Origin of the sequence: Microbulbifer sp. MKSA007 (assembly GCA_032615215.1) — a bacterium.
GTDB lineage: Bacteria > Pseudomonadota > Gammaproteobacteria > Pseudomonadales > Cellvibrionaceae > Microbulbifer.
Genome location: CP128433.1, coordinates 5,115,001 through 5,129,141 on the forward strand (window position 1 = coordinate 5,115,001; position 14,141 = coordinate 5,129,141).

Consider the following 14,141-nt stretch of genomic DNA (forward strand, 5'->3'; position numbering starts at 1 on the left):
AAACATCCACTCATTTACTTATAGGCTTACCAGCGGCAGGGCGTTCTCCCTGCACACCTGCGCACTCACTTACTTCTCCTTTCTTACTACGTATTTTTCCGGTAACAGCCCAAGCCAGTAACGCAAACCATGCCAACCAGGAAAGACCGGCGGGAACATTAGCTACTAAGATCTTTCCGAAGTGCTTCCGATTGAGGAAAAAGGCAATCAATGCAGGAAGAAACCAGAAAACAAGAAGAAAACAAGAAACAGGAAAGCTTTGAGTAGATTTAACTCGCTTAGAAACGCTGAAAAACCACTTAGCAATTGCTCCATATCTGTAAACATTATTCAATCCTTCGTTTTATATGTATTCCCCTTTGTAGTCCCGTCAGGATTTTTTTCTTTACAGTTAATTTATAAATTTTCCTGGAAGCTAGTTAATACTCTCTCTTCTTTTTCTGTACGCCGATAAATATAAAAACTATATAAAGCGAGAGCTACAACCAACCCAGACAATACTATGAGTGCTTCTTGAGGATTACGGACCAAAGGTTCCGTCGCTCCACGAAGAAACCTGCTAAGTTCCCACAAACTGATAATAAATATTTGCAGGACCAGGAATAACCAGCTGAAATAAACTTCTCGACGTTTTCGCCTAAGCCTCAGCAGACCTAATTCAACATAGGCCTTAGCCGATTCTTCTAGCGGGGCCCAAAGACCTCGCCGATTAACTGTCGAAAATACTATTGCCGAAACGAGCGTCGCAATAACAAAAGCTACTCGGTACATGGTATCTGGGTAGTTCTTCGCAAGAATTACTCCTAGCAAATAGATTACCCCAGCTATTGCAAAAAGATATTCAAAAGCGACCACCAATCGCATTCGTCGCTCCTGGCGACGCACCCAATTCAGCGCTGTAATTGGGATTTCTGCGCTGGTCTGTTGCCCCTTCCAGATACTTTCCAGCTCTAGCCACTGTTTTTCTGTGTCTGATTCATTCATTTTTCACTTCCCAAAAGGCAGATATTGAGACGCTCTTTTGCCCGGTTGAGCCGCACTGCAATATTGGACTCGGTAATACCCAGAACTTCAGAGATTTCCGCATAGCTCAGGCCTTCCAGGCGAAGAGTCAATGTCTGCCGGAGTCCTAAGGGTAATTTCTGCACTGCACGAACCAGCTGTTCAGACTTGCGTTCGGCTACCAATCGCTCTGCGGGGCCCGGCTGGTGGTCCTCAAGCTCCAGTAATTCATCATCACTCCCATGATAAGTTTTTCTACGGGTCAGCTCGGTCACACAGCGGTTATGTGCGATACGATATACAAAGGTTTTTAAGCTGGCATCACCGCGAAATGTCGGCAGGGCCCGCCAGAGTCCCAGCCAGATTTCCTGTAACAGATCATCATGCTCGGCTTTTGATCGCACATAGCTATGTACCAGCCGGGAAACCCCTTCGGTATATTCCGTAGTCGCTTGTTGAAATAATTGATCCCGTAATTCCACCGGCCACTCCATCGTCTATGCAAATTACTGTACCGGCTTCAAATAAAACCTTACAAAAAGTTTCGCTGCTCTCGATTGGCAGTATGTGTCGGTTCTGAAACAATGAAGGAGCGTGGTAAGTCCATACTTGCGCTACACTGGCGCAAAACTGCCACCGGTAAGTAGGGTGTGCCTATGGCCAAGTCCATAAACGAAGACCAAAAACTCGATAACCAACTTTGCTTCAGCCTGTATTCTGCCTCCCTGGCAATGAGCAAGATGTACAAGCCTCTATTGGAGACACTGGGAATAACCTACCCCCAGTACTTGATGATGCTGGTGCTCTGGGAAGACGACGGAATCACCGCTACGGAGCTGAGTCTGCGGCTTGGCCAGGATAAAGGTGCCCTAACGCCAGTTATCAAACGACTGGAGAATCAAAAGCTGATCAACCGCCACCGAGACCCGGAGGACGAGCGTCGAGTCATTATCGAGCTGACTGATGCCGGTAGGTCGATGCAAAAAGAGGCTGCTTCAATTCCCACTCAAGTGCTGAATGCCTGTGGCTTGAATCCTCAGTCTGCACGGGCGCTAAAGACGCAAATAGAGACGCTTCGCCAATATTTAGCGAACCCCTGATCTTCCCCTCTTTTATCGCCCCGCCATTAGCGGGGCCCCCGCTTTGGCTCCATTTGTTATAGCTATCGTCCTTATAGCGATATTTAATTATCGCAACAATAGTTATCGCAATAACTTTATCTGGCGTCCAAGCTGACGCACTGTTTAGAAGCTGACTTAGAAATCCGGACTACTACCCCCAGCTCAATAAATCCAGCGGGAAAAGGACTGGACTCCATTCCAGGCGGCTTCTGACAGACAAACACACATCAATGAGGACAGGTTAATGCAAACAGTTTACACCGCAGTAGCAACGGCAAATGGCGGCCGTGATGGCGAAGCTCAATCATCAGATGGAAAGTTAAGCGTCAAGCTCAGTATTCCCAAAGAGCTTGGCGGCCCCGGTGGCGATGGCACCAACCCAGAGCAACTGTTTGCTGCGGGTTACTCTGCCTGCTTTATTGGCGCTCTTAAGTTTGTCGCCGGTAAAGAGAAAGTAAAAGTCCCGGAAGAAACCACTGTGCGCGCTGAAGTTGGAATCGGTCCCCAGGGTAAGGGGTTTGGTCTGGATATTGACCTCTATATCGATCTTCCCGGCCTGGATCAAGCGACGGCAGAAAAAATTGCCAACACCGCTCACGATGAAGTTTGCCCTTATTCCAATGCAACCCGAGGCAATGTTGATGTGCGCCTGCACATATCTTCTTAAGCAACCGGTAGAGAATTGAAGGTATCCGTTATGAATGGCTTAAAAGTTTCCAAGCTGGCACTACCCCTTTTCTTTGCTCTTGGTATGACTTCTGCGTCTGCTTCTATTTCCCCTGGTGTTGAGAAAAATACCCAGGGGTTCCTTCAAGCACTGGCGCAAGGTGGCGGCAAACCCATTGAGCAACTATCACCGAAAGATGCCCGCGCCGTCCTGGTCGAAGCCCAAAAGGGTGCGCAATTGCCGCCCGCTGAAGTCAGCAAGAAAACCATTACGGTTAATGGCGAAAAGCTGGAACTGACTATCGTTAAACCGAAAAACACCCGGGGCCAGATTCCCGCCTTTATGTATTTCCACGGCGGAGGCTGGGTCTTGGGTGACTACCCAACCCACGAACGCTTGATCCGCGATCTGGTTCAACGCTCCGGCGCCGCTGCGGTATATGTGGCTTACACCCCATCTCCAGAGGCCAAGTACCCGACTGCAATTAACCAGGCTTATGCGGCTACCCAGTGGGTCGCGGAGAATGGCGAAAAGATCGGTGTCGACGGTTCCCGTCTTGCCGTGGCCGGTAACAGTGTCGGTGGCAATATGGCAGCCGTGGTTGCCTTGATGGCGAAAGAGAAAGGAACACCGGATCTGCAATTCCAACTGCTGCTCTGGCCGGTTACCGATGCCAACTTCAACAACGCTTCTTACAAGCAGTTCGCCCAGGATCACTTCCTGACACGAGATATGATGAAGTGGTTCTGGGATAACTACACTACCGACCCCAAACAGCGCAACGAGATCTATGCTTCACCTCTGCGCGCAAGCAAATCCCAGTTGGTCGGCTTGCCTCCCGCTCTGGTGCAGACTGCTGAGATGGATGTGCTGAGAGATGAAGGCGAAGCTTACGCCCGCAAACTTAACGAAGCTGGTGTGACCGTAACCGCTGTTCGCTATAACGGCATGATTCACGACTACGGCCTACTAAATGCCCTGAGTGACGTGCCCGCAGTGCAGGATGCTCTTGATCAAGCAGGCTCCGAGCTTAGGGAACACCTCAAGTAAAACTTAAAAGCCCTGCAATGCGGGGCTTTTTTATTCAGGTACTTAAAGTAGCGTTTTGGCCACTGCCTCAATTTCGATCAATGTCTCTGGCGACGCCAGGGATATGACTCCCACCCCCGTGATTGCCGGGCGAGTAGTACCCAAATATTTAGATAGCACGGGGACTATTTCCCCCAGATGCTCACTAACTTCTCCACGCACATAGATACGTAACTGCAAAAGGTTCTCTACCGACGATCCGGCCTCATCCAATACTGTCAATAAGTTTTGCATGGCGCTTTCCGCCTGAGCACCAACCCCTATGTTTTTAACTTCACAATTACTATCCCAATCCACCTGACCCGATACAAATACCAAGCCTGTTTTGGTATCGACTCGGGCGTGGGATAGGCAGGAAGAACTGCCATCATAAAGTGAAGAAGGATTAATATTCAGAATACTCATAACAGACCTGTATGCTTTCTAGCTTTTAAAAAAATCATAGTAGAAAGGCAGCTTTGCCAAAGCTATGGAGTAAAGCTTGTTACGGATACAATCAGGAAGCTATTGACTTAGAAAATCGTTGGTGCAGATCATTGAGAATCCAACTTACCAATGGATCATTTTCCACTCGGGGATGAAAGGCGGCTACAACTTCGTAGCCAGGTGGATACTTGTCCAAGGTAATTTCCACCAAGCCCTCACAAGGCATCAACCTAGAGGGAATAAAGGCCAGGGCATCCGTCCTTTTCAAGAACTCCTGGGCTATATAAAAAGAGGGCGCCGAAACAACAATCTCTCTTTTTAGATCTTGCCCCTCTAGCCAACGATCGGCTGAACCGCGCAAGCCTCCAATCCCTGGCGATGTAATCACAAAATCAGATTGCATCAACTGATCAATAGGGACCAACTCATCTAAACTATACATAGGATTAGCCGATACACAGACATAACGCTCATTAAAGAGCACCTGTGTATTAATTCCATCAGGCACATACCCCGCTGATGTGAAAGCTAAGTCAATTTCTCCCTGATGCATTTTCTGGGTGAGCGAGACGCTTTCAATATTAGTGACAATAAATTTCACTTTCGGCGCATATTGCCTGACCCTTTGGATCAACTCGGCAACAACCACTTTTTGCGCGTAATCTGTAGCAGAGATCACCAGGGTCCGGGAAGTCTGGCTTGAATCAAGAGAGCCCGGAGCGGGAATCTCACTGAGTAACGTCAGCACCTGTCGAATCTGTGGTTCTATAAATTTTGCATAACTGGTGGGAGCCATCCCATGCCCAGTACGCACAAATAGATCATCCCCAACTATTTTTCTAATCTTCTTCAGTTGCAAACTGATAGCTTGCTGCGAAACCTGCAGATGCTCTGCGGCAAGGGAGATACTTTCAACCCTGAATAGTATTTCCAGGGTTTTTAAGTGATTAATTTCAAGATCTTTGATCATATCAACTGCAAAAGCGGAGCTTTCTGCCAGTCACTTACGGCTGTGGATAAGGATTAAAATAGTGGTTTCTAATACTGAAGTTAACGCGACCTCCAAAGCCATAGTGGCCGCGCTGTATTATTACAAATACTCAGGGAATTTTTCTGGCCGCACGATTTGCAATTTGAAAACCTAAGCGGGCTGCGGTACGCGCACCATGATCCTCAATATCGAAATAAGGATTAAATTCAGCGATATCCGCCAAACAAACTTTATTGGATTCCAAAACGGTATCCAGCAAGACTTCCAAAAACTCCATGGAAACTCCCCTGCCAGAGGGGGCACTCACCGCTGGCATTACTGCCGCCGGCAATACATCCAGACATACCGTCAGATAGACAAAATCCACCTTCTCGATAAAGTCGCGGATTCGCGCCTGAACTGTATTCAGATTCCAACTACTGATTTCACGGTCCCGAATAACCTGGGCACCCAATTCATCAGCTCTCTGATAGAGAGCAGGTGTGTTAGCGTTATCCGCCGCACCCACACAGAGATAATTAAATTCGCGGCCATTTATCCTGCACTGCTCTGCAATCTGGAAAAATGGCGTACCCGATGACCCCTTTGGCGCAGGTGTGCGTAAATCCAAATGCGCATCAAAATTGATAATACCTAGACTGCTCTCGCGGTGATGCTCGCGCATCCAGCGGGCAATCCCCTGATAACTGCCAAAAGCAATTTCATGGCCTCCTCCCAATACCAGAGGAAAGTGACCGGCACCGAGCAACTCATTGATACGGGCACCCAATAGCGATTGGGCAGACTCCAAGTCTTCCCGTTCGACTCTGACGTTACCCCCATCGTATAAGGGCGCATCAAAAGTTGCCGGCAAATTCGCCATGGCCAAACGCAATATTCTCGGTCCCTTGGCCGCGCCAATTCGCCCTTTATTTCGACGCACACCCTCATCAGAAGCGAAGCCGAGAATAGTCAGGCCGGGAGGGTCATCCAATTGCAAAGGTGAAATCCGCTGGTGCCAGCGCTCACCTGCACGTCCATCCTCAGAGTCGGTGCGACCACTCCATAACTGCATATCAGCAAGCTGTAACATCAATACCTCCGAGGAAGATCTTTATTGGCTTCAAGCCCCCACTTTGTAGGCAAGTTGAACCGGAATATCCATTGGCCGTGCGCAATATGCGCGCGCAAACCTTCGCACAGTGGGCTATGGGAACTGTAAAGCCCCAACGCGAGAGCTGCCGATACTTTTGGAAGTAGACGATCAAGCAATGCCCTCTGCGAGTACCTTAAAATTTGTCACGAAAAAGAAGCATTTAAGTTGCGCTTCTACAACACTAACGTGCCGCATTTTTCAACAACACGTGTTGCATGTCGGTACTATACAGCAGACGCTGCAGGCTGCTCCATAGCTTTCCCTTTATGGGAACGGAAATTAACCCAAGCTCGAGTCCCAAAATGAGAAAGCAGGAGTACGATAAACATTGCTGTTAACGTACTGGCCATACCAAGCTGCTGGGAACCAACTAACATTAATCCCCATCCAATTATCAACCACTGAGCGATATAGAACGGAGTTATGTTTTTACCCCAAAACACCATTACGTCAATGAGCTTTCTGTTCTTTACTTTGTTTAAGAGGAAATTACTAATCCAAAGCCAAAGGAAAGTATAGCCAATAAGCAGAATAATTAGACCTGGGCCACCTCTCATGTTTTCGGCAAAAAAGTATCGCGTATTCAACATGATTAGAAGGCCACCTATGCTCATTAGGGTTAAGCCAATCCATATGCTGCGTGAGAACAATACATCTATATTTTTTGTATTTTTAAACCAGTAGCCAACTGCCATGCCTGCGAGGGGATAGGCAAGCCAGGAAAATAACGGGAACATTACCCCTTCGCGCTTATTGCCAAAAAACAACTGTAAAATTTCGTCAATAACAACGGAGTTACTGCCGATATCCCAGACGAGTGAGGAGCCGAATGCTACGATAGCTGCCGCAGCGAGCCAGTATATAGGATGAGGCAAGAAGTGCCTGACTAGTGCACAAATAGCGAGCGCAAGGCCAGCAAACTGGAAAATATCTACCATAAGAAATTCACTCAGCGGTGTGTATTCTCCCAGTTGCTCTTGTGTGACAAGACCAAACTGTAAAGAAAGCCACATAGGCACTGTGCCACGGGCGAAATTAAGTAAATACCCTATTGCAAAAAGACCAGCAGCACGAAACAAATCCTGTTTCAGACTCGGCTTCGAACTATAGCCAATGAAAATACCCATAATCAGCATAAACACTGAAGCTGCCGGAGTTCCCGCAGATACCTGGATAGCAACACCAATAGCACTGTCTGCCACGTCTGTTCGTCCATAATGATATAAGACGTGAATAGCAATCATAAACAGTACGGCAATGCCTCGGGTCAGATCAAAGGCCAAAATACGAGGATTTTCTTGCGGGAGCACCACTGCTCCTGAAAGACTGGAATTACTCATTTTCAAGAGCTCCTAGCTTTAGAGTAATGAATTTAGTGTGCATTAACTGATATAGAGATATTGCAAAGGCAAGATGCACTTCCTGTGAAAATGTAAGGTATATAAAAATCCTTATTACTTATTTATCGGTTACAGCCCCCTGATCATTAATGTTAGGAGGGGACCGCTTATTTATTCCGATTGTAGATCTAAAGGGCTTGCAAATCCTTAGTATGCCCTATTTATCAGTCAACGCTGAGGCATTGGCTAGCAGTTTTAAAAAGTGCCGCCCAGTATAAATATAAAGCGATATCCATGAATTAAAAATAAAGCCCACGATAGACGCTAAACAGAGATCAACATTCCAAATCTCGGATAATAATGGGCGCAAAAACCTTATAAAAATTGTTGATAATATTGTTACTCATTTAGCACCAACTTATCCTTAATTCCGATGTACATCCACCCTAAGAATCAACATCCCCGATTCTCAGTTGCATATCAGCAAGCTGTGACATCGCGCCCCTCCAGGAAAATTCTTGCAGGCTTTAAGGCGCCCACTTCATAAGCGAGCTGATCCGGGGTATCCATCGGCCAAAGAACAATATCTGCTCGCAGCCCCTCGCGCAGTACACCGCGAGAACAACATAAACCCAATGCCCGAGCGGCTGCACGGGTAACGCCTGCGAGAGCTTCTGCCGGAGTTAAGCCAAACAACTGACAACCCATATTCATCATCAAACGCAGGGAAGCGATTGGACAACTCCCGGGATTAAGGTCTGTAGCCAATGCCATACAAACCCCTGCCTCGCGTAACTTTTCAATAGGCGGAACCTGGGTTTCGTGCAGCGTATAGAAAGCACCCGGCAGGAGGACGGCCACGGTGCCGCTTTCCGCCATGGCCCGGACATCCGCATCGCTGATGTATTCAATATGATCTACCGATAATGCCCCGGACTTTGCCGCCATTTCAGTAGCCCCTGTACGCGCCAACTGCTCGGCGTGCACTTTTACTGGCAGGTCCAGTTTTTTCGCTGCATCGATAACTCTCTGGCACTGATCGACAGTAAATCCAATCGTCTCGCAAAACATATCCACGGCATCGGCCAGTTGCTCGCGGGCTACAGCGGGCAATATCTGCTCGCAGATAAGGTCGATATATTCATCGGCACGACCGTCGTATTCCGGTGGCAGAGCGTGAGCTGCCAGACAGGTCGTTACTATTTCCACTGAGTTGTGTTGCGCCAGGCGTCTCGCGGTGCGCAATTGCTTTAGTTCAGTATCCAGGTCCAGGCCATAACCGGATTTAATTTCCACGGTTGTAACGCCTTCGGCCATCAGGGCGTGCAGACGGGGCTCAGCCAACTTATACAGGTTCTCGGCACTGGCACCCCGTGTCGCCCGCACGGTAGAAATAATACCCCCGCCAGAGCGAGCCACTTCTTCGTAACTCTCTCCCCCAGGCGACGGGCAAACTCCCCTGCGCGATGGCCTCCATATACGAGATGCGTGTGGCAATCGATCAGGCCCGGAGTTGCCCATTGACCTTCGCCATCAACAATGCGGTCTGGGGTGCACTCGGGCAGATCCCGGCGGGGACCAATCCAAACGATCCGACCTTTGGTTACCGCAATTGCAGCATCCTCGATAACACCGTAACCACCGGCAATGGATGGGTCCATTGTGGCGGCATTCAAATTGGTAATCAGCAAATCACAGCGTTCTGACATAAGCTTTTAGCGGCACGCTTTTCCTTTTAAACCATAGATGCTCGGCCCGATGACCGACAAACCAGTAACGGGCAGGATACAGCTCCCCTCTTCGACTTGACAGCCCGCAGCAGGGAAACCATAGTAGCCGTAACTATTCTTGTATATACAACAATATACAAGCCACGGAAGCACTGTACCTGAGTCTATGAATACTGCAAGTGAACCCCGATACGCGGCCATCAAGCGCCATATCCGCCAACAAATTGAGTCTGGCGAGTGGCCAATTCACTCCCAGGTGCCCTCGGAGAACCAACTGGCACAGCAATTCAGTGTGAGCCGGATGACCGCAAGGCGGGCACTCACCGAGTTAACCGATGAGCGCGTTCTGATGCGCTCCCAGGGGCTGGGTACTTTTGTCGCCGAGCCGGTGCCCGCCAGCTCACTGTTGGAAGTGCGCAATATCGCCGACGAGATCTCGGCCCGGGGGCACAGTTACAGCAACCGCATTCTGTTAGCTCAGCCCTGTGTCGCCAGCGCCGATGTAGCCCTGGCATTGGAAGTGCCCGAACAGGCAAAAGTGTTTCACTCCATTATTGTGCACTGTGACAACGGCTTGCCGGTGCAGTGGGAAGAGCGGTTTACCAATCCAGCCTTGGCTCCAGATTACCTGGACCAGGACTTCGCCCACACCACCCCCAACGCCTATCTTTCCAAAGTCGCACCGCTGACCGAGGCCGATACAACCGTCGAGGCCATAGCTGCGGAAGCCGCTATCGCCCACGCTCTGGAAATTGCCCCCGGAGATGCGTGCCTCCAGGTTTGGCGGCGCACTAAATGCAGTGCCGGCACCGTGAGCTTCGCGCGCCTGGTTCACCCAGGCAATCGATACCGCCTCGGTGCACAACTGAGATTCTAGTTATTGATTTATCCCGCGCGCCCTGGGAAAAGAAACAATCAAATCCGGGACGTGTGAATTTTTTTACGAGAAAAATTGACGAGGAAGCTATGTCTACCGACAAACGCCACGATCCCAGCCGCAAAATCCGCGCGCCTCGCGGCAGTGAGCTCAATGCCAAAAGCTGGCTCACCGAAGCTCCCCTGCGCATGTTGATGAACAACCTGGACGCCGAGGTAGCTGAACGCCCGGAGGACCTGGTGGTGTACGGTGGTATCGGCCGCGCCGCGCGGGATTGGGAGTGCTACGACAAGATTGTCGAAGTGCTGAAGCGCCTGGAAGACGACGAAACCCTGCTGGTGCAGTCCGGCAAGCCTGTCGGAGTCTTTAAAACCCACGCCGATGCACCCCGGGTATTAATTGCCAACTCCAACTTGGTACCCCACTGGGCCAACTGGGAACACTTTAACGAGCTGGATAAAAAAGGCCTGGCCATGTACGGCCAGATGACTGCCGGCTCTTGGATTTATATCGGCTCCCAAGGCATCGTCCAGGGTACCTATGAAACCTTTGCCGCCATCGCACGCAAACACTTTAATGGCGAAGCGAAAGGCAAATGGATTCTTACCGGTGGCCTCGGCGGCATGGGTGGCGCTCAGCCACTGGCGGCGACGATGGCCGGTTTCAGCATGATCGCAGTAGAGTGCGACGAAACCCGTATCGATTTCCGTCTGCGCACTGGCTATGTAGACAAAAAAGCCACCAGCCTCGACGAAGCCCTGCAAATGATTGAAGCAGCGATGGAAAAAGGCGAAGCCATTTCCGTTGGCCTGCTGGGCAACGCAGCAGATATTTTCCCGGAAATTGTAAAACGCAATATTCTGCCGGATTCGGTTACCGACCAGACTTCCGCTCACGATCCTTTAAATGGCTACCTGCCCCAGGGCTGGACCATGGAATACGCAGCGGAGATGCGCAAGAAAGATGAAGCCGCAGTAGTAAAGGCAGCCAAACAGTCTATGGCGGTTCAGGTTGAAGCCATGCTGGAGCTGCAAAAGCGCGGAGCCGCAACCCTCGACTACGGCAACAATATTCGCCAGATGGCCCTTGAGGAAGGTGTGGAAAATGCCTTCGATTTCCCCGGTTTTGTACCCGCTTATATTCGCCCTCTGTTCTGCGAAGGTGTCGGTCCTTTCCGCTGGGCGGCCCTGTCCGGCAACCCGGAAGATATCTACAAGACCGATGCCAAGGTTAAGGAACTGATTCCCGACAATCCGCAGCTGCACAACTGGCTCGACATGGCCCGCGAGCGGATTCATTTCCAGGGACTGCCCGCACGTATCTGCTGGGTGGGCCTGAAAGATCGCGCGCGCCTGGCACTGGCATTTAACGAGATGGTAGCCAATGGTGAATTGGAAGCACCGGTAGTGATCGGCCGCGACCACCTCGACAGCGGCTCTGTAGCGAGCCCCAACCGCGAAACTGAAGCCATGATAGATGGTTCCGACGCTGTCTCCGACTGGCCGCTGATGAATGCTCTGCTGAACACTGCCTCCGGCGCTACCTGGGTATCCCTGCATCACGGTGGTGGCGTAGGCATGGGCTTCTCCCAGCACTCTGGGGTGGTCATTGTCTGTGACGGTACCGAAGCTGCGCGCAAACGTATTGAGCGGGTTCTCTGGAATGATCCCGCCACCGGCGTAATGCGCCACGCCGATGCCGGTTACGAGATCGCAAAAAAATGCGCAAAAGAGCAGGGCTTGGACCTGCCTATGCTGAACGACTGATTTTTTACCGCAATAAAAATACCGCCGGCGGAAATCTTTTACAGCTCGAATAATTTTTATCGGGCTGCGCCGCCGGCGCCTAACAGGGTGTTGAAAAAGCCAACAAGCAACTTTTTCAAGCCATCTTTGCGGCACATGTCCACAAAGATGGGCACTCAAATCAGGCATTTGCAGTGCTTGATTTTACGGCAGGCGCTTTCGCACCGCCCGCGCAGGCTGTTTTTCAACAGCCTGCTAAGCAGTAAATATTTTTTGGTGAATGAATTTATGTATCAATTGGAAATCGATCCCGGTCAATTGAGCCTTGCGCAACTGCGCCGCGTAGCCCGCGAGTCGGTGCAGCTGTCCCTGGCGAAAAGCGCCTACCCCGCTATTGAAGCCTCTGCCCACACTGTTGCCCAGGTTATTACCGAAGGGCGCACGGTATACGGAATTAATACCGGTTTTGGTTTATTGGCCAACACCCGTATTGAAAAGCACGACCTGGAAAACCTGCAGCGCGCTATTGTTCTGAGCCATGCCGCCGGTACCGGCAACTTTATGAGTGAAGCCACCGTGCGCCTGCTGATGGTGTTGAAAATCAACTCGCTCGCGCGCGGATTCTCCGGCGTGCGCCCGCAGGTCATCGAAGCTTTAATGCAACTGGTCAATGCCGGTGTCTACCCCGCTATCCCTGAGAAAGGTTCTGTCGGCGCTTCTGGCGATTTGGCGCCGCTGGCTCATATGAGCGTGGTACTTCTCGGTGAAGGGGAAGTATTTATCAAGGGCGAGCGCAAGAGTGCTCACGAAGGCCTCAAAGCCGCGGGACTAGAGCCCATTACCCTGGCCCCCAAAGAGGGCCTCGCCCTGCTAAACGGCACCCAGGCTTCTACCGCCTTTGCCCTGCTCGGCCTGTTCGCCAGTGAAGACTTGTTCGCCGGCGCCCTGGTAACCGGTGCCATTACCCTGGAAGCCGCCAAAGGCTCACGCCGCCCCTTCGATGATCGTATTCACAACGCCCGCGGCCAACAGGCTCAGCGCGACGTAGCGGCAATTTATCGGGACCTGCTTGGTGAAACCAGCCAGATCGGTGATTCCCACCAGTTCTGTGAAAAAGTGCAGGACCCCTACTCCCTGCGCTGTCAACCCCAGGTAATGGGTGCCTGTCTGCAGCAGATGCGCTTCGCTGCCGAAGTATTGTTGGCCGAGGCAAATGGTGTTTCCGATAACCCGCTGGTATTTACCGACGAGGAAAATCCGGATAACTCCGACATTATTTCCGGCGGTAACTTCCACGCGGAGCCTGTTGCTATGGTCGCCGACAACCTGGCGCTGGCATTGGCAGAAATCGGCTCCCTATCCGAGCGTCGCATGGCGCTGTTGATCGACAGCAACCTATCCGGCCTGCCTCCCTTCCTGGTGGAAAATGGCGGGGTGAACTCCGGCTTTATGATCGCCCAAGTCACCTCAGCGGCGCTTGCCAGTGAGAACAAATCCATGGCGCACCCAGCCTGCGTGGACTCACTGCCCACCTCCGCCAACCAGGAAGACCATGTATCCATGGCCACCTTTGCTGGCCGTCGCCTGCGGGATATGGCCGACAATACCTGTGGCATCCTGGCGGTGGAGCTACTCGCTGCCTGCCAGGGACTGGACTTCCGCGCGCCGTTAAAATCCACGGAAAAACTGGAGGCCGCCAAGGCAAAACTGCGCGCCCGAGTACCTTTCTATGACAAGGACCGCTACTTTGCCCCGGATATTGAAGAGGCGAAGCAATTGCTGAGCAGCGGCGCCTACTTAGAGTCAATAAACCCCAATCTCCTGCCCATCAGTCACTAAGTTAAAGAGCCTTCACGGCTTGATTTGCGCATTGCGAGAGAACCATTTTTCTCACAATGCGTGAATTTTTAGTGGTTTCACCCGCCTGCCGACCTTACCTTTTTTGACTCCGAACAAGTAGGTCTATCAAATCGAAACTGAAGAGTTTCCATCAACCAATACAGACCTGCCTCGGTATT

At 50.9% G+C, this 14,141-nt stretch carries 15 protein-coding genes; 6 read left to right on the forward strand and 9 right to left on the reverse strand.

The genetic code is table 11. The features are described 5' to 3' along the window. Positions 1 to 10 precede the first annotated feature (10 nt). The 3 genes from QT397_25715 to QT397_25725 all read right to left on the reverse strand — a co-directional run bounded on the left by QT397_25715 (position 11) and on the right by QT397_25725 (position 1,484). Positions 11 to 334 carry a superinfection immunity protein gene (locus QT397_25715; GenBank protein ID WNZ56188.1) on the reverse strand — a complete coding sequence of 108 codons (324 nt, stop codon included), beginning with the start codon at positions 332 to 334 and terminating at the stop codon, positions 11 to 13. Positions 335 to 396: 62 nt separating this feature from the next. Then, complete coding sequence (locus tag QT397_25720; GenBank protein WNZ56189.1) at positions 397 to 984, reverse strand: hypothetical protein; 588 nt, start codon at positions 982 to 984, stop codon at positions 397 to 399. Continuing rightward, positions 981 to 1,484 carry a sigma-70 family RNA polymerase sigma factor gene (locus QT397_25725; protein WNZ56190.1) on the reverse strand — a complete coding sequence of 168 codons (504 nt, stop codon included), beginning with the start codon at positions 1,482 to 1,484 and terminating at the stop codon, positions 981 to 983. Before QT397_25725 ends, QT397_25720 begins: the two co-directional genes overlap by 4 nt. A 174-nt stretch (positions 1,485 to 1,658) precedes the next feature. Between QT397_25725 and QT397_25730 the strand changes: the two genes are divergently transcribed. The 3 genes from QT397_25730 to QT397_25740 all read left to right on the forward strand — a co-directional run bounded on the left by QT397_25730 (position 1,659) and on the right by QT397_25740 (position 3,840). Continuing rightward, complete coding sequence (locus QT397_25730; protein WNZ56191.1) at positions 1,659 to 2,102, forward strand: MarR family transcriptional regulator; 444 nt, start codon at positions 1,659 to 1,661, stop codon at positions 2,100 to 2,102. Positions 2,103 to 2,367: 265 nt separating this feature from the next. Next, positions 2,368 to 2,790, forward strand: a complete 423-nt coding sequence (locus QT397_25735) for an organic hydroperoxide resistance protein (GenBank protein WNZ56192.1) — start codon at positions 2,368 to 2,370, stop codon at positions 2,788 to 2,790. Between the two features lie 30 nt (positions 2,791 to 2,820). Further along, complete coding sequence (locus QT397_25740; GenBank protein ID WNZ56193.1) at positions 2,821 to 3,840, forward strand: alpha/beta hydrolase; 1,020 nt, start codon at positions 2,821 to 2,823, stop codon at positions 3,838 to 3,840. Between the two features lie 42 nt (positions 3,841 to 3,882). Here the strand turns inward: QT397_25740 and QT397_25745 are convergent, their stop codons facing one another. From QT397_25745 to QT397_25770, 6 genes are all read right to left on the reverse strand, one after another. Next, positions 3,883 to 4,284 carry a RidA family protein gene (locus tag QT397_25745; protein WNZ56194.1) on the reverse strand — a complete coding sequence of 134 codons (402 nt, stop codon included), beginning with the start codon at positions 4,282 to 4,284 and terminating at the stop codon, positions 3,883 to 3,885. A gap of 91 nt (positions 4,285 to 4,375) precedes the next feature. Continuing rightward, positions 4,376 to 5,275: a LysR family transcriptional regulator gene (locus QT397_25750; GenBank protein WNZ56195.1), complete on the reverse strand. Its 900-nt coding sequence runs from the start codon at positions 5,273 to 5,275 to the stop codon at positions 4,376 to 4,378. Positions 5,276 to 5,405: 130 nt separating this feature from the next. Beyond that, positions 5,406 to 6,368, reverse strand: coding sequence for a formimidoylglutamase (gene hutG / locus QT397_25755; GenBank protein ID WNZ56196.1), 963 nt, complete (start codon positions 6,366 to 6,368; stop codon positions 5,406 to 5,408). A gap of 287 nt (positions 6,369 to 6,655) precedes the next feature. After that, positions 6,656 to 7,771, reverse strand: a complete 1,116-nt coding sequence (locus tag QT397_25760; GenBank protein WNZ56197.1) for a heparan-alpha-glucosaminide N-acetyltransferase domain-containing protein — start codon at positions 7,769 to 7,771, stop codon at positions 6,656 to 6,658. A gap of 480 nt (positions 7,772 to 8,251) precedes the next feature. Further along, the gene (gene hutI, locus QT397_25765) at positions 8,252 to 9,157 is read right to left on the reverse strand and encodes an imidazolonepropionase (GenBank protein WNZ56198.1); all 906 of its coding nucleotides are present in this window, start codon (positions 9,155 to 9,157) and stop codon (positions 8,252 to 8,254) included. Continuing rightward, positions 9,088 to 9,480: a hypothetical protein gene (locus tag QT397_25770; protein ID WNZ56199.1), complete on the reverse strand. Its 393-nt coding sequence runs from the start codon at positions 9,478 to 9,480 to the stop codon at positions 9,088 to 9,090. Before QT397_25770 ends, hutI begins: the two co-directional genes overlap by 70 nt. A 187-nt stretch (positions 9,481 to 9,667) precedes the next feature. Between QT397_25770 and hutC the strand changes: the two genes are divergently transcribed. The 3 genes from hutC (at position 9,668) to hutH (ending at position 13,962) form a co-directional block, all read left to right on the forward strand. Then, positions 9,668 to 10,378 carry a histidine utilization repressor gene (gene hutC / locus QT397_25775; GenBank protein ID WNZ56200.1) on the forward strand — a complete coding sequence of 237 codons (711 nt, stop codon included), beginning with the start codon at positions 9,668 to 9,670 and terminating at the stop codon, positions 10,376 to 10,378. An 89-nt stretch (positions 10,379 to 10,467) separates the two neighbouring features. Beyond that, positions 10,468 to 12,144: a urocanate hydratase gene (locus QT397_25780; protein WNZ56201.1), complete on the forward strand. Its 1,677-nt coding sequence runs from the start codon at positions 10,468 to 10,470 to the stop codon at positions 12,142 to 12,144. A 267-nt stretch (positions 12,145 to 12,411) separates the two neighbouring features. Further along, on the forward strand, positions 12,412 to 13,962 hold the full coding sequence (hutH, locus tag QT397_25785) for a histidine ammonia-lyase (protein WNZ56202.1): 1,551 nt from the start codon (positions 12,412 to 12,414) through the stop codon (positions 13,960 to 13,962). Positions 13,963 to 14,141 lie beyond the last annotated feature (179 nt).

Bases quoted from the DNA above. Each gene is read 5' to 3' on its own strand.
- QT397_25720 (WNZ56189.1), bottom strand. From the start codon at position 984: ATGAATGAATCAGACACAGAAAAACAGTGGCTAGAGCTGGAAAGTATC.
- QT397_25730 (WNZ56191.1), top strand. From the start codon at position 1,659: ATGGCCAAGTCCATAAACGAAGACCAAAAACTCGATAACCAACTTTGC.
- QT397_25735 (WNZ56192.1), top strand. From the start codon at position 2,368: ATGCAAACAGTTTACACCGCAGTAGCAACGGCAAATGGCGGCCGTGAT.
- QT397_25740 (WNZ56193.1), top strand. From the start codon at position 2,821: ATGAATGGCTTAAAAGTTTCCAAGCTGGCACTACCCCTTTTCTTTGCT.
- QT397_25745 (WNZ56194.1), bottom strand. From the start codon at position 4,284: ATGAGTATTCTGAATATTAATCCTTCTTCACTTTATGATGGCAGTTCT.
- QT397_25750 (WNZ56195.1), bottom strand. From the start codon at position 5,275: ATGATCAAAGATCTTGAAATTAATCACTTAAAAACCCTGGAAATACTA.
- hutG (WNZ56196.1), bottom strand. From the start codon at position 6,368: ATGTTACAGCTTGCTGATATGCAGTTATGGAGTGGTCGCACCGACTCT.
- QT397_25760 (WNZ56197.1), bottom strand. From the start codon at position 7,771: ATGAGTAATTCCAGTCTTTCAGGAGCAGTGGTGCTCCCGCAAGAAAAT.
- QT397_25770 (WNZ56199.1), bottom strand. From the start codon at position 9,480: ATGTCAGAACGCTGTGATTTGCTGATTACCAATTTGAATGCCGCCACA.
- hutC (WNZ56200.1), top strand. From the start codon at position 9,668: ATGAATACTGCAAGTGAACCCCGATACGCGGCCATCAAGCGCCATATC.
- QT397_25780 (WNZ56201.1), top strand. From the start codon at position 10,468: ATGTCTACCGACAAACGCCACGATCCCAGCCGCAAAATCCGCGCGCCT.
- hutH (WNZ56202.1), top strand. From the start codon at position 12,412: ATGTATCAATTGGAAATCGATCCCGGTCAATTGAGCCTTGCGCAACTG.